This window comes from Pseudoalteromonas sp. SG45-5, from assembly GCF_014164085.1.
Lineage (GTDB): Bacteria > Pseudomonadota > Gammaproteobacteria > Enterobacterales > Alteromonadaceae > Pseudoalteromonas > Pseudoalteromonas aliena.
Window position 1 is genome coordinate 1 of the sequence record NZ_JACJEM010000066.1, and the last position, 22,585, is coordinate 22,585.

The window sequence follows — 22,585 nt, forward strand, 5'->3', positions numbered from 1 at the left end:
GGTAAACGTTATATTTATCAACACTAAGTTTTACTTAACACCCTGAGTTGATTGGGTCTCGCTAGGCGTTGACCTTTCCCGTCTCAGTGGGGTCGCATTATAGGGAGATCCGAAAACAGATCAACTCTTTTTTGAAGAAAACTTGAAATAATGTGCTGTTCGCATATATTTACATCGAAACGGTCATTTTAAACACTAAAAAGACCCTCGCGGGCCTTTAAACTAGTTTACTGTGAGCTTCCACCCAAGTTTACCTTGCTGTTTAGACTCTTGTTGTAGCTCGCTGGCCATTAATGGATGCTCTTTTAACCAGTTACTTTCAAACTTAAGGTCTAACACTTCATTTTTAGCACTTAACTCAAACCTAGGTAATACATCATCTTGTCTACGCATTGATAAAATAACTGCAATACGCAGTAACCTAACAATATACTGAGCCAATAGGCTATTTGAACCAAGTGAATTAAAGCAACCTTTTTGAAAATCAGAACGGTGCGCTCCTGCGACTGCCGCAATCAGCTTATGCTCTGATTGTGAGAAACCCGGCATATCAGTATTTTCTAAAATATAAGCCGTGTGTTTATGATACTGCTTATACTCTATTAGCAATCCGATCTCATGAAGCTGTGCGACTGCTTTTAACAGTGGTAGGCCATTTAAACTTTCAACTGGCCAATCTTTATTAATATTTGCAGCTAGTTGAACAGCTAAGCTTGAAACTCGACATGCTTGCTTTTGATCGACATGATAACGGCTCATAAATCCATCGACAGTGCGTTTACGAATATCGTTATTATGGAATTCCGGAACCATGCTATATAGAACACCTTCACGCAGTGCTCCACCTGCGAGTCCCATTTTTTCTATTTCAAGAGATTCAAATAATGCTATTAAGATTGCGAGTCCTGATACAAAGACCAGTCGGCGGTCTTCACTTAACCCAGGGAGATCCAACGCTGCAATAGTGCTAAATTCAATTGCTTGCTCTTTTATGCTGTTAAGTTTTTTAAGTGTAAGTAAGTCATCAAGATTTTGAGCGATCATAATTTCTTGAATAGCTTGTACTGTACCTGAAGCTCCAGAGGCAATTCTCCAACCAGCTGCTTTATATTCTGAGGATATTTCATCAATAATAGTGCGTGCTGCTTTTATAGCTGCATTAAAGTTGTTATTACTTAACTGACAATCTTTAAAGTAACGCTCAAGATAAGTAACGCAACCCATATTAAGGCTTGTGTAATGTAGGGCATCAAAGGCTTTACCTATTACCACTTCAGTACTTGCGCCACCAATATCAATAACAAGCTGCTTGCCAGTACAAGAAGATGTATGAGCAACACCTTTATAAATTGTTCTAGCTTCTAATTCGCCGCTGATCACATTAACTTTATGACCGAGGATTTTTTCAGCTTGAGTTTTGAATACATCAGCATTAGTCGCTAAGCGCAGAGTAGCCGTTGCCACAATAGTGACATTTTGATTTGGGATATCTTGTAAGCGCTCAGCAAAAAGAGTGAGGCATTCCCACCCTCGTTGCATTGCTTCTGTACTTAATACGTTGTTTTTATCAAGCCCTGCGGCTAATCTGACCTTGCGTTTTACACGGCCAATTGTTTGCAGACCGCCAGCAATTGATTTGGCAATAAGCATATGAAAGCTATTTGAACCCAAATCAATAACTGCGTACACATTTTTTTGCGGTTTAAGTTGCCCCACCGTTCAAAAACCTCTAGTTACTACTACTTATACAAACGGTCGCTTACGACCGTCCTTTTTGGTAACTATTATTTGGACGACGTCCGCTGTTGTTACTGCGGTTACGTGGACCTGTTGAATAGTTGCGCTTTCTTTGAATAATAGGCTGTGTTAAATCATCTAACAATGCTGTTTTATCGTAATGCGATAAAGGAATGCTGTGCTCTATATATTCTTCGATTTCATGAAGATTGTATGCATACTGCTCACACGCAAAACTAATTGCATGCCCAGATGCACCAGCGCGGCCAGTACGACCAATACGGTGTACGTAATCTTCGCAATCGTCAGGCAAATCAAAGTTAAATACATGGCTCACTTCTGGAATATGTAAACCACGTGCTGCAACGTCAGTTGCCACTAAAAAGTCTAATTCGCCTTTACTGAACTGCGCTAATATACTTTGACGTTTTTTCTGATTTACATCACCAGTTAACATACCAACACGATGGCCATCAGACTTTAACCACGCATATACTGTTTCACAGCTGTGCTTGGTATTTGCAAACACGATTGCTTTCTCTGGCCATTCTTCTTCAATTAAGGTTAACAACAACTTAATTTTATCTTCTTGCGAAGGATGAAATAGCTCTTCTTGAATACGTTTACCCGTTTTAACGTCAGGTTCAATTTGAACGTGCTCTGGGTTTGTCATATGCTCAAACGCTAGTTCTTGCACACGATATGAAAGCGTGGCAGAAAATAATAAGTTTAAACGCTTCGATGTATCTGGCATACGATCGAACATATAGCGAATATCTTTAATAAAGCCTAAATCGAACATACGATCAGCTTCGTCAAGCACGACTACCTCAATTTCATTAAGGGTGTAACAGCCTTGCTTATACAGATCAATTAGGCGACCTGTAGTACCAATTAAAATATCAACGCCTTTTTCTAGTTGTGCACGTTGTTTTTCGTAATCTTCGCCACCATATACTAAACCTAAGTTAAGATTACAGTGCGGCGCTAAAATTTTAGCATCTTTGTGTATCTGAATCGCAAGCTCCCGAGTCGGGGCCATGATCAGGGCTCTTGGATGTTTACTAGGTGCTTTGCTAGATTGTAATAACCGATGGCACGTGGCAGTTAAAAACGCCAACGTTTTGCCTGTACCAGTTTGAGCTTGGCCCGCGATATCGCGTCCATCACAAATAAAAGGTAGGCATTTTGCTTGAATAGGTGTGCAATATTCAAACCCATTCTCGGTTAAACCGGCAACCACTTCCGGTGCGATAGCAAAGTCTGAAAACTTTTTATCGGTTAAATGTGTCTTAGTCATAGCGTTTAAGCATAACGTTTAAACTTGCAATAAGAAACAAGAGTGTTTAAATACGCACTAAATATTTCGCCTAACTAAATCGGAGAGCGCAATGAGCGAGAAAATAATCCAAATTACTGACGATAGCTTTGAAGCTGACGTATTACAATCAGACAAACCAGTACTAGTAGATTTCTGGGCTGAATGGTGTGGACCTTGTAAAATGATCGCCCCTATTCTTCACGAAGTTGCTGATGAATACGACAGCCGTGTGACTGTTGCTAAATTGAACATTGACCAAAATGCGGGCACACCGCCAAAATTTGGTATTCGTGGCATCCCTACTTTGCTTCTTTTTAAAGATGGCCAAGTAGCTGCTACAAAAGTAGGTGCACTTTCAAAAACTCAACTTATCGAGTTTTTAGAAAACAACATCTAATTGTAAGCTAGAACTATAAAAAAGGGTTTTTTTACCCTTTTTTTAAATTTATTTTGTATAAAGACTGGACGCTTTGCCAGTGAACTGCTAGTTTATAAAGCCAACTAATCCTTAGTTATATTCAACAAACCTCACTCAACTATCAAAGCGATTTTGAGTATGACAACTGTAATAAAGAACCCACCAATATGCATTTACGCGAATTAAAAGACAAGTCCATTAAAGAGCTTGTAGACTTAGCTGAGTCCATGGGGCTCGAAAACGTAGCCCGCTTAAGAAAGCAAGATATCATTTTTGCCATTCTTAAATCCCATGCCAAAGGCGGAGAAAATATCTTCGGCGGCGGTGTATTAGAGATTTTACAAGATGGTTTTGGTTTCTTAAGATCATCAGAAGCCTCTTACTTAGCTGGGCCAGATGACATTTATGTTTCACCTAGCCAAATTCGCCGTTTCAGCATGCGTACTGGCGATTCAATATCAGGTCTTATTCGTCCACCTAAAGACGGTGAACGTTACTTTGCTTTACTTAAAGTAAATGAAGTTAACTTTGATAAACCTGAAAACTCTCGAACTAAAATTCTTTTTGAAAACCTTACCCCACTACATGCAAACGAACGCTTTCGTATGGAACGTGGTAACGGCAGTAAAGAAGATATTACAGCCCGTGTACTTGATTTAGCCTCACCAATTGGCCGCGGCCAACGTGGTTTGTTAGTAGCACCGCCAAAAGCGGGTAAAACAATGCTATTACAAAATATTGCACAATCAATTACACACAACCACCCAGATGCAACATTAATGGTATTACTAATTGATGAGCGTCCGGAAGAAGTAACAGAAATGCAGCGCCTAGTTAAAGGTGAAGTTATTGCATCAACGTTTGATGAGCCAGCTTCTCGTCACGTACAAGTTGCCGAAATGGTTATCGAAAAGGCAAAACGTTTAGTTGAGCATAAAAAAGATGTTGTTATCTTATTAGATTCAATCACTCGTTTAGCACGTGCTTATAACACCGTTATTCCTTCATCAGGAAAAGTACTAACTGGTGGTGTTGATGCCAATGCATTACACAAACCTAAGCGTTTCTTTGGCGCAGCACGTAATGTTGAAGAAGGTGGTAGTTTAACAATTATTGCGACAGCACTTATTGATACTGGCTCTAAAATGGATGAAGTTATCTACGAAGAGTTTAAAGGTACTGGTAATATGGAATTACATCTTAACCGTAAAATTGCGGAAAGACGTGTATTTCCAGCTATTGACTTTAACCGCTCAGGTACTCGTCGTGAAGAGCTACTTACTAAACCAGATGAGCTACAGAAGCTTTGGATTTTACGTAAGATTGTTCATGATATGTCAGAAATCGATGCTATGGAATTCCTAATCGATAAATTATCGATGAGTAAGACTAACGATGAATTTTTTGATTCGATGAAGCGCCAATAAGCATTCAAATCTAAAAAAAGCGCCAATTGGCGCTTTTTTATTATCTAAGGTGCTTTATAAATACTTAACCTGATTTTAGGTTATACCAATTGCATTAAATTAGTGAGCTATTTAATACACTAGAATGATCATGTTTTTAATAAAATTGGTATTCCTTATAAACTAACTTTCATTATATTTTTTAAGTACCGTTTGTAAGCTATACACCAGTTCTTCAACTTCCAATAAATTACGACTATTGGGCATTTTTAAAAGCGCTCTATCAAGATTTTTAGCTGCATGTGCTATTTCATCTAATCCAAACATTTGTGCCGCACCGAGTATTCGGTGGCTGTCTTTTTGAAGCGCATCTAAATCTTTATTTATGAAATGCTGTGTTATGGTTTCATTTTCTAAAGTAAAACTTTGTTTAAAGCTAACCACTAAATCACTCATATCAATATCAACTTGATCTTGTGTCTCTATCAACGCTAAATGTTGAGAAATTGCTTTATAAAATAGTTTTTTGTCTACAGGCTTGGCTAAGTAGCCACTAAACCCTAATGCTAAATATTCATCCACCTCATGACTCATCGCATTGGCAGTCAAGGCAAAAATGGGTCGTTGAAAACCACATTTTTTTAATAACTGAAAAGCGGCACGCCCATCCATTACTGGCATTTGAATATCAAGTAATACAAGGTCTGGATCTTCTTGCAAACACTGCTCTACAGCTTGCTCTCCATTTTCTACTGCAATAACATCAAGCCCTAAAGAGCGTAAATAACGACTTATAAATCTACGGTTATCTGAGTGATCCTCAGCAAGTAAAACTCGACCATTTAATGCTTTATCTATAGTCAGTGGTTCTTTATTTTCGACAAAATTCGATTTTTTATCTGCTTCCACACAAGGTAAAAAGAAAGAAAACTGACTGCCTTTTTTATATTCGCTTTGCACACTAATATATCCGCCCATCATGGAAGCAAGTTGTTGCGATAAGCTAAGACCCAAACCTGTTCCACCAAAACGACGACTTATACTATTATCTGCTTGGCTGAAGCATTCAAATATGAACTTTAATTGTGATGAGCTCATACCTATCCCTGTATCTTTAACGCTCAGTACTAACCCTTGCTCTGTTTTATTTAACGCGACAATTACCTGTCCTGAGTGAGTAAATTTAATTGCATTTGCACACAAATTAATAAGAATTTGCTTCACACGGGTTAAATCAAGTTTGGTATAAAACTCATCCCCTATTTGATTGTCTAAAACTAAGTGCAAATCTTTTGCTTTAGCTTGCATGCTAAACATAGTGTGCACATCACTAACTAATTGAACAATATCAAAACAAGAAATACTTAACTCTAATCTATTGGCTTCAATCTTACTCAAATCGAGCACATCATTAATTAAGCTTTTTAGATGATCGCTATGACGCTGTATTATTTTTAGTTCATCTTGAAGCTGATCAGGCTCATAAAGCCCATTAATCAAGTCATCAGTTTGGCCTAGGATGGCCGTCAATGGCGTTCTAATTTCGTGGCTAATATTAGCTAAAAATTGACTTTTAACATCGTTCGCTTCTCTTAACTCTTGAGCTACCGCTTTTAGCTCTGAAGTCCGCTGCTCAACCTGCTCAGCAAGATACTGCTTTGCACGTTTTTCTGAACCGCGTCGATACAAGGCAACACCGGTCACGACTACCAAAAATAATAAGACAAAAATGAATATCGTCAACTGCGAACGTTGATTCATTTTTAGCTCTTGCACTTTGCGGTCTTGTTTTAATTCTTTAATTTCTTGGTTTAATTGCGTAGCCTTAAATTGCTTTTCTAACACAGCCAAAGCTTGAATAATGGACTCACTTCTTAATTTACGCTGCTCAATCTTATACCTTTCGTGCTGCTGCATAGCATTTTCGTAATTTCCAAGCGCCCCCTCTATTAAAGCATAAGTACCAAGCCCTTCTCGCATAATACGATCATTACTATGCTCTTTAAGCAACTCAAAAACGCGCTCAATGTTAATTTTTGCGTCATCTAACATCCCTTTTACAAACAAAACTTTTGCTAAGGCATGCAGCGCACTTAGCTCTAAATTATGGTTATCAATTTTTAATGCATACTCTATCGCTAAATTTGCTTGCTCATACGCTACGTCTACCTTGTTTAAAGCAATATTTACATTTGCAAGGTTAATATACTGATTAGCTAACTTATTAAAGTCATCAGCAGATAAATAATAACGCAATGCTAATTGATAATAATGCAGCGCTAAATCTAGCTGATTACTCTCAAAATACGCCACCCCTATATTGTTATGAACGATGGCAATACCAAGATCATCCCCTATTTTTCGAAATATTTTTACGACATCCTGATAGATATTCATTGCATTTTCATAACGAGATAAGCGCATATAAACACCCGCTATGTTGAGTAAAATATCACTCTGATCTTGCTCACTACCACCTGCCTCATAGAGCGCTTTTGCTTTTAAATAGTATTCAAGGGTCATTACCAATTTGTGCATTTCAAAATAAGCTAACCCTATATTGTTTAATAAGTTAGCTTGTTCTAATAATTTATTTTTTAGTTCTGCAATATCAAGTGCACGATCGTATTCAGCAATAGCGCGCTGAAACAAGCCTTGGTAAAATAGCGCAACACCTTGCATTTTTATTGCACGAAAGTGTTCATTAGGGAGAAATGAATCGGATGTTTGTAGCTCAAGTAATTGAAAATAATTCAACGCATCGCCGTATTTACCAATAGAAAGCGCAGTATCGGCAAGCTCTGCATATACTACAACGCGTTCTTGCGGTGTAACTTTTTGATCATTGAGTAGCGTATCTCCTAATTGAAGCTTTGCATCCCATTGCTTTTGTTCCTTCAATTCCTCTAAGATTGAAGTAACTTGTTGACCATAACTTGGTACAAAGAGCAAACTGCATACAATGAATAAGAGGCATTTAAGCTTGCCTTGCATAGTTTCAATCCTTCAAATTGTTACTTATAACAATGTAATATCCATCGAAGATACACTAATAACTAGGGCGTAAACAATGCTTAACCCACTGATAGACAAAATTTTTGACATAATATTAACAAAGAAGGTCTGGCAAGTTCATATTCTAGCATCAGAACTAATAAACTGCGGTGCAGTAAAATCATTGGATGAGAACCCTCAACGTGATTTATTTAAGCGTAACTTTTTAATCATGAATGCTTTATATCAGTTGCAAGAGCAACTACTCCCACAAATTCTGTTAATCTCAACTTTACATATAGAACTCTTAGAAAAAAGTGTAACAAACCCAATTTCACACAGAACCAGTTTGAGAGACTACTATTTAGATTGGCAAAATTATGACACTTCAACACAAGAAGTTGATGCACTATTAAATGATTTTTGGGGACAATTTGAACGAGAATATACTAGACCAACTTTAACGCAAGAAGATTATCACGCACTTACAAGCAAGTGGCAATTACCAAACAACTACACATTAAAAGAGTTACAAAAATGCTGGAGACAACAGGCATTGAAGCACCATCCCGATAAGCCCGATGGCTGCGCCATAAAGTTTAAACAAATAAAAGAGGAATACGAGCAGCTAAAAAACACTGCCCGTTAATGTGCTATTTAAGAATGTACTAGCGAGTAAGGCGGCGAGCGCGTATTTTACGCCCTTTAATATTGCCTTCGGTTAGTTTACGAAGTGCCGGCTTTGATGAGTTACGTTCAACTGCAACAAACGCTACATTATCGAGTACGTTAATTTTTCCCACTTGACGACCTGCAACCCCATCTTTACCTGTTAAAGCACCTAAAATATCCCCTGCGCGCACTTTCTGCTTTTTACCTGAATCTATCATTAAAGTAACCATTTCAGGGCGGTACGGCGGTTTGTCTAATAAGTTAAACGGCGGCATTTGCTCAGGCGTAATATCGCGTTCGTAATGTTCGCCAATTTGTGCAATTTTAAACGCTTCTGCTTCACCGTAAATCGAACATGCAATGCCCTTTTTACCAGCGCGACCAGTACGACCAACACGATGTACATGTGTTTGCGTGTCATGTGCTAAATGGTAGTTAATAACCATATCCATGTCATCAATATCTAAACCACGTGCTGCAACATCGGTGGCAACAAGTATTGAAGCACTCTTGTTTGAAAAGTGAATTAACGTACGTTCACGATCGCGTTGTTCTAAATCACCGTGCAGCGCAACTGCGCTAAAACCCTCGTCGGCTAAATCATCACATACTTGTTGTGTTTCTACTTTGGTATTACAAAATACAACACAGCTTTGTGGCGTAAATTTAAGTAGCAATAATTTAAGCGTTGGATAACGCTGCTTATTATTATCCATTTTGTAGAAGTACTGCTTAATTGTGCTCTTGGCTTGCTCTTCTTCTACTTTAACCATTTCTGGATTTTTAAGTACACGCTTAGCAATTGCTTCAATAGCGCGTGGGAATGTTGCACTAAATAACAATGTTTGACGATTTGTAGGAATACGCTCAATAATCGCATCTAATGTGTCTTGAAAACCCATATCAAGCATTTGATCGGCTTCATCAAGTACCAACGTTTCAACATCATCCAAACGTAAAGTACCTTTACGAATATGGTCATCAACACGCCCAGGCGTGCCAACAATAATATGTGCGCCATGTTCAAGTGAGCCTATTTGTGGACCAATTGAAACGCCTCCACATAACGTCAATATTTTAATGTTATGAATGCCGCGTGCTAATTTACGCATTTCAACCGCAACCTGCTCGGCAAGCTCACGAGTCGGACACAACACTAAAGATTGAATACGAAAGCGTTTTACGTTTAATTTAGCTAATACACCCAAGCTAAACGCAGCAGTTTTACCTGAACCGGTTTTTGCCTGAGCAATGATGTCTTTACCAGCAAGTACAGGCGGCAAACTTTGCGCTTGTACAGGTGTCATGTGGGCATAGCCAAGTGTTGATAAGTTATCAACGAGTCCAGCTGGTAAAGCCAAAGATGAAAAAGCAGTTGAAGTCACAATAAATTCCATAGCAATAAAAATAACATGGGAGAAAACCCCACTGAATATGCCGCTAATAATAGCAGAATTCGTAATTGGCAACCATGAGCAAACACATTATAAATGTAGGTTAATAATAGTAGTTGAAAATGATAGTAGTTTTCATTAAGATCCCGATTGTTTTTTACATAACAGCTCTGGAAGCAATAAATGAAACTGAATCCTCTTTACATAGCACTATTGGCAAGCATTACAACAAACGTATCTGCAACCACTACCGATCTTGAACACATAGAAGTAAAAGGTAGTTACTTTAATGACTACAAAGTAGATAACGCTAATGGTGCAATGAGAACATCAGCCTCATTACTTGAAACTGCACAATCTGTCACTGTAATAACGGATACTATTGTTAACGAGCAACTTGCCACAACGCTTGGCGAAGTGCTTACCAATGACGCAAGCTTAACTGCAGGCTCGCAACAACGTAACCGCGAAGTATTTAATTTACGTGGCTTTGAGTTAAGCTCATCAACAGGCTATTTACGCGACGGGCATCAGCATTGGTCACACTACCAACAACCAATCGAAATCCTGCAGCAAGTAGAGGTTATTAAGGGCCCATCAAGCATTTTATATGGTCAATCAGGCCCAGGTGGCTTGGTAAATATGGTAACTAAAAAGCCTACAGCACAAACATTATTTAATGCCAGTGCCGATGTAGATCAGCATGGTTCAACTCGCTTTATGGTAGATGCTGCAGGAGCCTTGACTGAATCTGAAGATTTACGTGCTCGCGGGATTTTAGTAAAGCAAGACGTTGACTACTGGCGTGAGTACCAAAACGATGAAAACCGTGAACGCGACCGCTTTTTAGGTGCATTAGTTGTAGATTACGATATTAGCGACAACGCATTAGTACGTGTGCATTATGACCGCACAGATGATAAAGCAGGGTTAGATACTGGCGCTTGGATTGATGAAAATGCTAACGTAATTGGCGATGACAAAACAATTCGCGATATGTCTTGGGCATTTACCGATATAACGGTAGAAAACCTAGGTGTAGACCTAGAAGTATTTTTAACCAATAACTGGCAAGTAAAGCTTGGCTATAACGAACAAACGTTTGAACGCCAACGTTTTGAATCAGCACCTCGTAAACCGTCTTCTTTTACTGAAGGTGATAGCTATGAATCTCGCCCTTATGATCGTTTTGATGACTGGCAGTTTACCACTGCATTTATTGACTTTATCGGTGAATTTGAAACCGCAGGCGTCCAACACCAACTATTGATTGGTGCAAATTCGCTTGATTATTACTATGGTCAATTACGCACTTCTAGTGACTCTATTACCTACTCTGCAGGCCAAATTGAGCCAGCTCGCCCAGACGTGAGTTACACAACGGATACAACCAAACGAGAATCTAAATATGACTTCTATGGCGTTTATTTTCAAGATTTGATGACATTCACACCAGAGTGGCAAGTATCTGTCGGTGGTCGATTTGACAAACAAAATAAAGAAGGCGCAGACAATGAGTCATTCGTGCCTAAGTTTGGCGTGTTATACCACCCGAATGCTTCAGCAACTATATATGGTAGTTATTCTGAAGGCTTTGAACCACAAAGTAGTGATACCTTAATCAATGAAAATGATGCTAATAACGGTATGAAACTTGATGCTGTTACTTCTGAGCAAAAAGAAATAGGCATTAAATGGCAATTATTTGATGATCGCTTAATGCTTAGCAGTGCACTTTTCGACATTAGCAAAACAGGCACCTTGATCACTGAGCAGTTAGATAATCCAGCAGGTAATATTGAAACAATTACAACACAGGCCGGTGAGCAACGCCACAAAGGTTTTGAACTAGGTGCACAAGGCGCAGCCACTGATCGTTTATTTGTCATGGCATCAACAATGTACATTGATGCTGAATATGTTCAAGGCAACGCACGTCCAACAGATACACCAAAATGGTCTGCATCTCTTTGGACTCGCTATGAGTTAAACGACGCCATTGCATTTAATGCCGGTGCTTTTTATGAAGGCGAACGTTTTGCTAATAGTAATAACACCATTACTAAGGACGCGTATACCCGCGTTGATATTGGTGCAACTTACAAATTTAATATAAACAATACTGATATCAACCTACGTTTAAACGTTAAAAACTTATTTGATAAAAACTATCTAGGTGGTGGCGGTACTAATAACGTAACTGTTGGAGAAGGTACAAATCTTCGTTTGGCTGCGCAATTTAGCTTTTAATTAAACGCTTAAAATATAGTTTTAAAATATAGCCCGCCTAAATTACGCGGGCTTTTTTATATCTAAACTTTTTATATATATCCTTATTAAACCTATAACAAAGTCTATTCATCTCATCTATTTTTTATCGTGTTTATTACATGCTCTAATAGTGTTAATTATTAAAAAGGCCCACCAAGATGAAAAAATTGATTACTGCACTACTGCTCACCAGCAGTATGGCTGCAAACGCTAACAGCGCCGAATTTACCCAAAAACAACTACAACAAGTAGACGAAGTACGCAACTCAGCGCTCAACAGTGACTTAAGCTATCAATTACTGGAATCTCTTACCACTGAGATAGGCCCACGCCTTCCTGGTACAGAAAATGATAAAAAAGCCGTTGCATGGGCACAAGAAAAATTTAATGAACTGGGTTTTGATAAGATATGGCTAGAAGAAGCAACTTTCCCTGAATGGCGCCGTTATAGCGAAAACGGAAAAATACTAACACCAAGTGAGCAACCACTGCACTTAACTGCATTGGGTAACAGTATAAGCACCCCAAAAGACGGTATTACTGCTGAAGTTATATTATTTGAAACCCTTGATGAGTTGATCGCAGCCCCAGCAAACAGTTTAAAGGGTAAAATAGCGTATATTAATTACCGAATGAATCGCCATATTGATGGTAATGGATACGGACCGGCTGTAAAAGCACGTGCAACTGGCGCCATAGAGGCATCAAAAAAAGGCGCGGTTGCCTACATGATGCGCTCAGTTAGTACCGGTCACCATCGCTTTGCACACACCGGTGGTAGCTATTACAAAGAAGGTGTTACTAAAATACCTAACGTAACAATTGCCAACCCAGATGCTGATCAAATCGCGCGATTAGTTGCATTAAATAAAGATGTAACCGTTAACATTAATGTGCAAACTGAAAACCTTGGCGAAGGCACTGGTTATAACGTTATTGGCCAATTTAATGGTACCGAAAATCCCGAGCAATATGTGTTAATTGGCGGGCATTTAGATTCGTGGGACTTAGGCACTGGCGCATTAGATGATGGTGCAGGCGTTGCATTAACGATGGCAGCCGCTAAGCATATTAGCGATGTAAAACGCACTAAACGTAGTATTCGCGTGGTGCTTTTTGCCGCTGAAGAACTCGGCCTTTGGGGTGCTAAAGCTTACTTTGCACAGCACAAGGATGAGCTAAACAATATAGTTGCGGCCGCTGAGTCTGATTTTGGTGCCGATGTAGTCTATGGTTTTGAATCGAATGTAAGCGCAGAGTCATTACCAGTAGTACGTGCTATAGCAAAAGAACTTGCGCCATTAAATATTGAACACATTGGTCAAAATGAAGCAAAAGGCGGACCTGATTTAATCCCTCTTAAAAATGCAACGTCAGCCCCTATTTTTGAACTTGCTCAAGATGGAACAGATTACTTTGACTACCACCATACAGCTGACGATACTTTGGATAAAGTAACACCCGCTAAGCTTCGTCAAAATACCGCTGCATACGCTGTATTTGCTTTAATGGCTGCCGATGCTAAAACAACGATTAAGCCTAAAGCTCAAAATAAATAACCTGAACTCTGGTTAAATAGTAACAGACATACTTACTTACAGTTTGTAGCTTTAACTAACACGCTTCTTGTTTTACCTTTAGGTAATTAAACAAGGAGCGTGCTTTATGTTGCTTTTCAATACCAGCGAATCATTTCCACATTTTACACAACCAATACGCTGCCCCGACTGTCAAAGCGATACCTACCATTTAGTGAATAAAAGCCGCTACCTACGCTTTATTATTTTACCTATGCTTACCTTAAAATTGAGTTATAAACGTGAGTGCTATCAATGCGGAAAAAGCGAACCAGTTAAAATAACGCAACTACCGTTAATAGAAAAGATCAGCCTACCTAAATACTTTATTGGTGTATTTTTATTACTTTGGATTGTTTTATTTTTTTATCAACAGCACCTTAATAGCGAGACTCAAAAGAAAAGCTATTTAAATACGCCTAAAATATATGATACCTACTTAGTACACGCCGACAAATTTACACACGAGCCCTGGACCCTAACCAACTTAAAAATCGCTCAAGTTTTAAATTTTGACGAACAATTTATTACCTTTCAGATAAGCAACTACAGCTATAAACGTAATAATAGTATTACTTTGGCAATGCGAACTAGCCAACTAATTCAAGACAATTACTTTTCCACTAAAACAATCACTCTCCCTCGTGATGAAGTAGCACGCCTTTACAACGACGAAGCTATTTACGACGTGCTGCGCCCTTATGCCAACATCCTTTATGGTGGGTTTGTGATGCATCCTCCTAAACCTAAGCCACTATATAAGGGCTTAAAGCTCGATAAAAACAATCAACAAGGCATTATTTATTTTAAAGATGGATTATTTAACGAAGCACTTGATAGCTTTAAACTCGCTGCTGAATCAGGCTCTCAGTGGGGACAATTGAATTTAGCGCAAATGTATCGCGATGGACAAGGAACTGATCAAAGCTATCAGCAGGCTATTTATTGGTATAAGAAAGCAATTGAACAGAAAAATACCAAAGCACAATTTGAATTAGAATCTCTTTGTAAAGTAGCTAACTGTGAATGAGTGAATTTCAATATAGCTGGCGCAGCAAATACGCCAGCTATAAATTATTTTTTAAATAGCTTTGTGTAAGCTACATGCATAAGCACAACAACTAAACCAGCAGCAACACCTAGCAAACCATCAAATATTAGTGGCGCTAATATTTCTCCTGTGCCGCCAGCGACCGATTGAGCATAGCTTGTTACATCCAACTGTGTATGATGCAATACTTTAATACCGTGCACCAAAATACCGCCACCCACTAAAAACATCGCAACTGTGCCAGCAAACGCTAAAAACTGCATTAGCCTAGGTGCGGCAGCGAGCAAACCTTTACCTAGTAACTCTTTAAATTTATTAGCTTTCACCTTAGATTGGTTGAGTAAATAAAGCCCTGCATCATCCAATTTAACAATACCTGCAACTAAACCATACACACCAATAGTCATTACAATCGCAATCACGCATAGCACTAATGCTTGATTTATTAATGTCGCACCAGCCACTGTACCAAGTGTAATAACAATAATTTCAGCAGAAAGAATAAAGTCAGTTCTAATTGCGCCTTTTACTTTTTGTTTTTCATACTCAACTAAATCTAATTTTTCATCTTCATCTACTGCTTCATCATGATGAGGTAAAAACTTAGCAAATACTTTTTCGGCTCCTTCAAAACACAAAAATAAGCCGCCAATGATTAAAAGCGGCGTTATTAACCACGGTAACCACACACTGATTAGTAGTGCAGCTGGAACGAGTATCGCTTTATTCAAAAATGAGCCCTTCGCCACAGCCCAAACAACCGGTAACTCACGCTCAGCGGCAACACCTGTAACTTGCTGTGCATTAAGTGCTAGATCATCGCCCAATACACCAGCCGTTTTTTTAGTTGCCACTTTACTCATAGTCGCAATGTCATCGAGTAAGGTTGTAATATCATCTAGTAATGTTAAAAGATTAGTGCCAGCCATACAGCTTCCTAGCTCAAAAAATATTGCTGTAAACATAGCGTAAAGCGCTGCTTTCACCAACGGTTAATTTTATTTTGTTATTCCCTTATTAGAATTTAGGGGGAGACCAGTTAAAGGCGTTTATTTTAAAAATCACAGGAGGTAAAAATGAAACTGCACTTAGCATTTGTAATAAGTTTGCTTAGCTTAATTGCATGCAGTGACAAACAACTAAGTACACTCTATTCTTGCGATGCAAACACATCGTTATCAAGCCTATCAACGATGAAAAAGCAAAACTCACTTTTAATCATCAAACACACTCTCTCGACTATGAAAAAAGCGCTTCAGGCAATGAATATATAAACGAAGATGTATTATTTTGGGGTAAAGAAAATAATGCAATGTTGATAATTGCAGGGAAAAAGCACCAGTGGAGCATTAATTAGTGGCGAACTAACAACCTATTAAAAATACTGCTACACTAAATAAAGTCTTAATTTTGCTGATGAAGTTATGCGTTCTATTGCCATAAAACATAAAATAATCTTAGCCTTTTCTGCCATTGGGCTATTAATGCTGACCAGTAGTTTGTTTTTTTACTGGTCGTTAAATCAAATTAGTACAACTACTTTGCGAATAGAAACCCTCGCAGTTCCTACGCAGCAAGTAAGTAAAGATTTAAGATTATCGCTCCTTTCAATTACCAAGTTTAATGCTCTCGCTTATAGTCAAACTAAACCTGACTTACTATTACTAAATAAAACTCAAGCGCTCGCAGAACAAAAACAATTTTTAGTAATGCTAAATACGCTTAAACCTCAACTAGTGCAGCAGCAAAGCATGCAAACTCTGCTGGCTACAACAACTGGTAACTTTAATAAGTTAAATGCAATAAGTGCAGCAATGTTTACTGCCAAAGAGCAACGCTTTAAAGCACAAAGTACCACAGCAACACTCATTAAAAAGTTTGGCGAGCAACTAAGTAACTTGAGTAATAACTTACTTGATATAGAGCTATTAACCGTTCCTGAAAAGCAACAACCCCTACTTAATTCTATGTTTGGCACAGCAACGCGTATTGATGATTTACTATTTAACTTAAGTAACAACATTAAAAACATTACACAAACAACCAGCACTGACGAGCTAAACAACCTCCAGCAAGATACCTCTTTTTTACTAGATAATATTGAGCCTAACTTTAATTATTTAGAGCAACAGAGCACACCTTTTATAAATGATCTAAATGTCGCCCAGCTAATCACTCAGTTTAAAGATTTAAGAACCTTATTAAATGGATCAAGCGGTATTTACACCGAACAAAATAAAACACTCGAAAACAAAACTGCAGCACAACAAAGCTTTGAACGTTTTCAGCAGGAGTTTATAAATATTGAGAACCAGCTGCTTAAACTAAATGAGCTTGCCGATGAACGCTTTAATCTTCTTCAAGATAATGCTAAGTCAGCGATTAGTGTGGGGTCAAAATCAGTCATCATCACAGCCCTAATACTCATTGCTTTGCTAATTATAATTTCTATTTTTACAACCAACGCGATGCTTAAACCTCTTAAAAAAGTAAATCGTGACTTAACACGTATTGCCTCAGGAGATTTTTCTAAACGCAGCCATCCCCGTAGTAAAGATGAATTTGGTACTTTGTTTAACAATATAAATAAGCTTAGTGATGACTTAAGTCATTTAATAAAAGCTATTAGTAACGATGCGCATGAACTGGATAAATCGGCCATTCAAACCAGTGAAAAAGGCCAACAAATGACCATAGTTGCACAGCAACAATTAGAACGTAGCGCACAAGCCACCGCCCTTGCACAAAACATGTTAACCAACTCACAAGCGGTTTATGAACAAGCCGATAACACATCAAGTGAAATAACTAACGCCTCACAGTTTGCTAATGACGTAAACCAAATTGCAAATCAAAATAGCCTGAGTATTGAGGCACTATTGAGCCGTTTAGATAAAGCAGTTAGTAGCACAGAAGAGCTTGCTGAATTTACCGATCTCATTGGTGCCATTGTCGAGACAATTAGTAGTATTGCTGAGCAAACAAACTTACTTGCGCTCAATGCTGCAATAGAAGCAGCAAGAGCTGGTGAAAACGGACGAGGATTTGCAGTTGTCGCTGATGAAGTTCGATCACTAGCTGCGCGTACACAAAGCTCAACGAGCGAAATAAATACCATGATCCAAACATTACAACAACATACTAAAACAACACAAAGTGAAATTAACGATGGTCAACAACAGGCTAAACAATGTGTTGAAAACAGTACTGAACTAAACCAGGCCGTGGAGCGTATCAAGAGTACATTACTATCGGTTAATCAAATGAGTGAGCAAATTGCAAACGCCTCGCATGAACAATTGACTAATAGTAACGATATTCAAAAAATAATGGCAAAGGTAACAGAGCAAGCCACCTTAAATGCCAACAACGCAACAACCCTAGCAAGCGAAAGTGAAGACGTAAATCAACTTGCACACTCCTTAACAAGTGCCGTAGAGCGCTTTAAGTTTTAAGTGCAAGTAATGACTTGCCTTGCATGAAATGGGTATAATACTTTAACTCTTTTGCTTAATAGCGGCCCACAATGAAATATAAAGATCTACGTGATTTTATCGATTTGCTTGAAAAAAAAGGCGAACTTAAACGCATCACCCAAGAAATCGACCCGTATCTTGAAATGACTGAAATATCTGATCGCACATTACGTGCTAAAGGCCCTGCGTTATTATTCGAAAACCCAAAAGGCTACGATATGCCGGTGCTTACCAACTTATTTGGTACACCAAAACGCGTAGCAATGGGAATGGGCCAAACAGAGGTTAGCGAGCTACGTGAAGTAGGTAAATTACTCGCTTTTCTAAAAGAGCCTGAACCGCCAAAAGGTATTAAAGAAGCACTGGGCGCTATACCTATATTTAAGCAAGTGCTTAATATGCCTGCAAAAGAAGTAAAAAAAGCACCTTGCCAACAAGTAATTTTAGAAGGTGATGATGTAGATTTAACTAAATTGCCTATTCAGCATTGCTGGCCAGGTGATGCAGCACCATTAATTACTTGGGGTCTTACAGTTACTAAAGGACCCTATAAAAAACGCCAAAATTTAGGTATTTATCGCCAGCAATTATTAGGAAAAAATAAAATAATTATGCGTTGGTTGTCGCATCGTGGTGGAGCACTTGATTTTCAAGAATGGTGCAAAGAAAATCCAGGGCAACCTTACCCTGTATCGGTGGCACTCGGAGCCGATCCGGCCACTATACTAGGCGCAGTCACCCCAGTGCCTGACACGCTGAGTGAATACGCATTTGCCGGTTTATTGCGTGGCAGCAGAACCGAAGTGGTTAAATCTATTTCAAATGACTTACAAGTCCCTGCTAGTGCAGAAATCGTACTTGAAGGTTACATTATGCCTGGAGAAATGGCGCCTGAAGGCCCTTATGGCGATCATACTGGTTACTATAATGAAGTAGATGACTTTCCAGTTATGACGGTAACTCACTTAACGCATCGTAAAAACCCTATTTATCACAGTACCTTCACTGGCCGTCCGCCTGATGAACCTGCTATTTTAGGTGTCGCACTCAATGAAGTATTTGTGCCGATATTACAAAAGCAATTTCCTGAAATCGTTGATTTTTACCTTCCGCCTGAAGGGTGCTCATACCGCATGGCAATTGTAACAATGAAAAAACAATACCCAGGTCATGCTAAGCGCGTGATGATGGGAGTTTGGTCGTTTTTACGTCAGTTTATGTATACCAAGTTTGTCATTGTGTGCGATGACGATATTAATGCTCGTGATTGGGAGGATGTTATCTGGGCCATAACAACCCGAATGGATCCTGCTCGCGACACTACATTAATAGAAAACACACCAATCGATTACCTCGACTTTGCATCGCCGGTCTCTGGCCTAGGTTCAAAAATGGGAATGGATGCTACCAATAAATGGCCTGGCGAAACCACTCGCGAATGGGGCGAGCCTATTGTTATGGATAAAGAGACCAAAGACCGCGTAGATGATATTTGGGAAAGCCTTAATATTGTTTAAGTGTTTATATGTAAGTACATAACAGGCTATAAAATAACCCTGCAGATATGCTAGAATCGAGTCATTCGATTGCGTATCTGCTGTTAAAAGCGCTGCTAAAAGGTAAAAAATGCAAACATTAAAAGCTGAAGTTGTAGCTATCAGCCCACTTACAGAATTTGTTCATAAAGTAATTTTAAAGCCACAACAACCTGTGACTTTTGAAGCTGGCCAATACATGCAACTGGTATTGGGCGAAAAAGATAAGCGTGCATTTTCTATTGCTAGCCGCCCTTCGCAATGTGACGAAATAGAACTGCATATTGGCGCATCTGGTGCCGATTCGTATGCAATGCAATCGCTAGAGCATTTACGAAATGCGCATAGCAACGAGCAGTTAGTAGATATAGAAGCTGGACTTGGTATTTCGCAATTACGCCTGCAATGTAAGCGTCCTATTATTTTGCTTGCTGGCGGTACTGGTTTTTCATACGCCAAATCAATGGCTGATCACTTAGCCGAAATTAAATGCGACCGCCCTGTGCTGTTTTACTGGGGTGCAAAAGAAGAGTCTGCATTATACGCACACGCAGAAATGCAAACGTGGGCCGATAGCCACAAAAACTTTGAGTTTATTCCTGTGGTAGAAAACCCGTCAGCTAATTGGCAAGGTCATACCGGCTATGTACATAAAGCAGTAATGCAAGATATCGTATCCCTTGCACCATACGATATATACATGGCTGGGCGCTTTGATATGATAGGTATCGTCCGTGATGACTTCATTGCTCACGGTGCAATCCGCGAAAACATGTACGCCGATGCATTTGCATTTATAAAATAGTTTAACAATAGTAATCAACTTAGTTTTATCATTAAGTTGATTACTGACACTCCCTGACAGCCCGCTATGATTTACTTAGCTCTTCTTAAACAAGGAGAACTATGATGACCACAAATTTAATAGAAGTTGTAAATTTCAAATTAAATACTGATACAAACTTAGCGCAGTTTCACATCGCTAATAATGATTTTCAGCATTATATTGATAACCAATCAGGCGTACTTTACCGCTCCCTTGCTAAACAAGCCGATACCCAGCAATATAGCAGTATCATTTATTTTGCTACAGTTGCTGATGCAAAAAAACTTCGTGATACATTTTTTAATAATACTATTTGCCAACTATACACCTCTCTAATTGCAAAAGAATCGATAAAGTTGGATCGTTTTGAAGTGCTTAGCCAAACGGCTTGCCAACAAAGTTAACACTTTATTTTTTGAAATAAGGATAACCAATGCATAAATCAGAGCGGCTATTTCAACTGGTAAATATACTAAAAAGTCGCCGCTTTGCGATTACTGCAAACGAGCTTGCTAATAAATTAAAGATATCTCAACGAACAATTTACCGTGATATCCAGCATTTACAGAGTTCGGGCGTACCGGTTGAAGGTGAAGCCGGTACTGGTTATCTGATTGCCGATTACGACCTACCGCCGATGATGTTTACCCTTGAGGAGCTACAAGCACTATTATTGGGAAGCAAAATGGTCAGTGCATGGACTGATCCACAGCTAGCGGCAAGTGCTCAAGCTGCAATTACTAAAATAAATGCCGTATTACCTGAAAAACTAAAGCAACAAGTCGAAGAATTACCTTATTTAGTACCTACATTTAGCCATGATAAAGCCCATCAAAAAATCACCTTGCAACTTCGCAAAGCCATTACCAATAAAACCTGTATTGAATTTCATTATCTTGATGTAAACCAGCAGCCAAGCCATCGTATTACAGACCCTCTCGGTCTCGTATATTGGGGGGCAAAATGGACGCTCATTGCCTATTGTCAGTTACGCAGTGATTATCGAGAGTTCCGTTTAGATCGCATTCAAAGTATTGTTTCATTAACTAACACTTTTGATACAAATCCACAGAAAAACCTCGCGCATTATATTGAGTTAGTTAAAGCAAAATACCAAACTAAATCAGATGATCAATGCCATCAGTAATTACCATGACCCAGCCCGCTAATTAGCAGGCTGATTGTTTCTTCCTATCACACTCATCAATATAAACAATTTCCTAAATTCCTATCTATAAACCATACTTTGTGTAGAACATCAGCGGGAGAGACCCAAATGCTAAATACACAAGTAAAAGATTTTATGCAGCGTAAACTGCCAAACATAACACCGGATACAGAAATGACAACAGCCATAGCAGAACTACAAAAATTTAAACTGCTTGGTGCACCAGTGTTTGATAAAGATAAATGCCTAGTAGGGTTTATTTCTGAGCAAGAGCTTTTAAAGCCACTGACACAAAGCAGCTATTTTTGTGATGGTATGGTTAAAGTTTCACAGCTTATGCAAACAGAAGTAGTTACTGTTAGCGGCGACACCAATATTATTGAGCTTGCAGAGCAAATGCAGCCTGGTAAACCAAAAAACTACCCTGTTGTAGATGGCATTAAAGTAATCGGCATGATCAGCCGAGCAGATGTACTTAAAGCGCTTTACGATAACTACATAAGTTGCCAAACACACTAGGGCGCGTTGTTCTTTGGTGGTTGAATTTGCAGCAGTATGTTTGGTTTTTAAGCAAGGCAGAGCCTATGTAGTGTGGTTACTCCCCATAAATAGTTGATAACGCAGCATAAATGCCAAACATGCGCTGCCCTTTGGGTTCTTTCTAGGGACGATTAACTCTTTGTTGCTCGGTTTTTACTTAGCCCACTAGGTTACAAACCTCGCGCCGCGATTTAATCGC

Annotated in this window: 18 protein-coding genes; 13 read left to right on the forward strand and 5 right to left on the reverse strand. The window is 38.9% G+C overall.

Features of this window, described 5'->3' with window-relative positions:
- Positions 1-222 precede the first annotated feature (222 nt).
- Positions 223-1,716: a guanosine-5'-triphosphate,3'-diphosphate diphosphatase gene (gene gppA / locus H5119_RS17545; protein ID WP_182703146.1), complete on the reverse strand. Its 1,494-nt coding sequence runs from the start codon at positions 1,714-1,716 to the stop codon at positions 223-225.
- A gap of 43 nt (positions 1,717-1,759) precedes the next feature.
- On the reverse strand, positions 1,760-3,037 hold the full coding sequence (gene rhlB, locus H5119_RS17550) for an ATP-dependent RNA helicase RhlB (RefSeq protein ID WP_077536631.1): 1,278 nt from the start codon (positions 3,035-3,037) through the stop codon (positions 1,760-1,762).
- A gap of 91 nt (positions 3,038-3,128) precedes the next feature.
- Between rhlB and trxA the strand changes: the two genes are divergently transcribed.
- Entirely contained in the window at positions 3,129-3,455 is a 327-nt protein-coding gene (gene trxA, locus H5119_RS17555; RefSeq protein WP_002960942.1) for a thioredoxin TrxA, read from the forward strand.
- A 188-nt stretch (positions 3,456-3,643) separates the two neighbouring features.
- On the forward strand, positions 3,644-4,903 hold the full coding sequence (gene rho, locus H5119_RS17560) for a transcription termination factor Rho (RefSeq protein ID WP_011326839.1): 1,260 nt from the start codon (positions 3,644-3,646) through the stop codon (positions 4,901-4,903).
- 162 nt (positions 4,904-5,065) lie between these two features.
- On the opposite strand, the gene H5119_RS17565 is transcribed toward rho, so the two are convergent.
- Positions 5,066-7,876 carry an ATP-binding protein gene (locus H5119_RS17565; RefSeq protein ID WP_182703147.1) on the reverse strand — a complete coding sequence of 937 codons (2,811 nt, stop codon included), beginning with the start codon at positions 7,874-7,876 and terminating at the stop codon, positions 5,066-5,068.
- Between the two features lie 76 nt (positions 7,877-7,952).
- Between H5119_RS17565 and H5119_RS17570 the strand changes: the two genes are divergently transcribed.
- The gene (locus H5119_RS17570; protein ID WP_077536629.1) at positions 7,953-8,525 is read left to right on the forward strand and encodes a DNA-J related domain-containing protein; all 573 of its coding nucleotides are present in this window, start codon (positions 7,953-7,955) and stop codon (positions 8,523-8,525) included.
- Between the two features lie 19 nt (positions 8,526-8,544).
- On the opposite strand, the gene dbpA is transcribed toward H5119_RS17570, so the two are convergent.
- Positions 8,545-9,933, reverse strand: coding sequence for an ATP-dependent RNA helicase DbpA (dbpA, locus tag H5119_RS17575; RefSeq protein ID WP_182703148.1), 1,389 nt, complete (start codon positions 9,931-9,933; stop codon positions 8,545-8,547).
- 192 nt (positions 9,934-10,125) lie between these two features.
- Here dbpA and H5119_RS17580 point away from each other — a divergent pair, with 192 nt between their 5' ends.
- The 3 genes from H5119_RS17580 (at position 10,126) to H5119_RS17590 (ending at position 14,820) form a co-directional block, all read left to right on the forward strand.
- The gene (locus tag H5119_RS17580; protein ID WP_182703149.1) at positions 10,126-12,192 is read left to right on the forward strand and encodes a TonB-dependent siderophore receptor; all 2,067 of its coding nucleotides are present in this window, start codon (positions 10,126-10,128) and stop codon (positions 12,190-12,192) included.
- Between the two features lie 179 nt (positions 12,193-12,371).
- Positions 12,372-13,772, forward strand: a complete 1,401-nt coding sequence (locus tag H5119_RS17585; RefSeq protein WP_182703150.1) for a M20/M25/M40 family metallo-hydrolase — start codon at positions 12,372-12,374, stop codon at positions 13,770-13,772.
- A 106-nt stretch (positions 13,773-13,878) separates the two neighbouring features.
- A complete protein-coding gene (locus tag H5119_RS17590; protein ID WP_182703151.1) occupies positions 13,879-14,820 on the forward strand; it encodes a tetratricopeptide repeat protein in 942 nt (313 codons plus the stop codon).
- 44 nt (positions 14,821-14,864) lie between these two features.
- Here the strand turns inward: H5119_RS17590 and H5119_RS17595 are convergent, their stop codons facing one another.
- Positions 14,865-15,770, reverse strand: coding sequence for a DUF808 domain-containing protein (locus tag H5119_RS17595; RefSeq protein WP_182703152.1), 906 nt, complete (start codon positions 15,768-15,770; stop codon positions 14,865-14,867).
- A gap of 227 nt (positions 15,771-15,997) precedes the next feature.
- Between H5119_RS17595 and H5119_RS17600 the strand changes: the two genes are divergently transcribed.
- From H5119_RS17600 to H5119_RS17630, 7 genes are all read left to right on the forward strand, one after another.
- Positions 15,998-16,198, forward strand: coding sequence for an MliC family protein (locus H5119_RS17600; protein WP_259399012.1), 201 nt, complete (start codon positions 15,998-16,000; stop codon positions 16,196-16,198).
- 67 nt (positions 16,199-16,265) lie between these two features.
- Positions 16,266-18,296 (forward strand): methyl-accepting chemotaxis protein, encoded by a 2,031-nt coding sequence (locus H5119_RS17605; protein ID WP_182703153.1) that lies wholly within the window; start codon positions 16,266-16,268, stop codon positions 18,294-18,296.
- Between the two features lie 71 nt (positions 18,297-18,367).
- Entirely contained in the window at positions 18,368-19,834 is a 1,467-nt protein-coding gene (ubiD, locus tag H5119_RS17610; protein ID WP_138584227.1) for a 4-hydroxy-3-polyprenylbenzoate decarboxylase, read from the forward strand.
- 109 nt (positions 19,835-19,943) lie between these two features.
- Positions 19,944-20,657, forward strand: coding sequence for an NAD(P)H-flavin reductase (gene fre, locus H5119_RS17615; protein ID WP_138584226.1), 714 nt, complete (start codon positions 19,944-19,946; stop codon positions 20,655-20,657).
- Positions 20,658-20,758: 101 nt separating this feature from the next.
- Positions 20,759-21,082 (forward strand): hypothetical protein, encoded by a 324-nt coding sequence (locus tag H5119_RS17620; protein WP_259399011.1) that lies wholly within the window; start codon positions 20,759-20,761, stop codon positions 21,080-21,082.
- A gap of 29 nt (positions 21,083-21,111) precedes the next feature.
- Entirely contained in the window at positions 21,112-21,825 is a 714-nt protein-coding gene (locus tag H5119_RS17625) for a YafY family protein (protein WP_182703154.1), read from the forward strand.
- 129 nt (positions 21,826-21,954) lie between these two features.
- A complete protein-coding gene (locus tag H5119_RS17630; protein ID WP_077536620.1) occupies positions 21,955-22,365 on the forward strand; it encodes a CBS domain-containing protein in 411 nt (136 codons plus the stop codon).
- Positions 22,366-22,585: the final 220 nt, after the last annotated feature.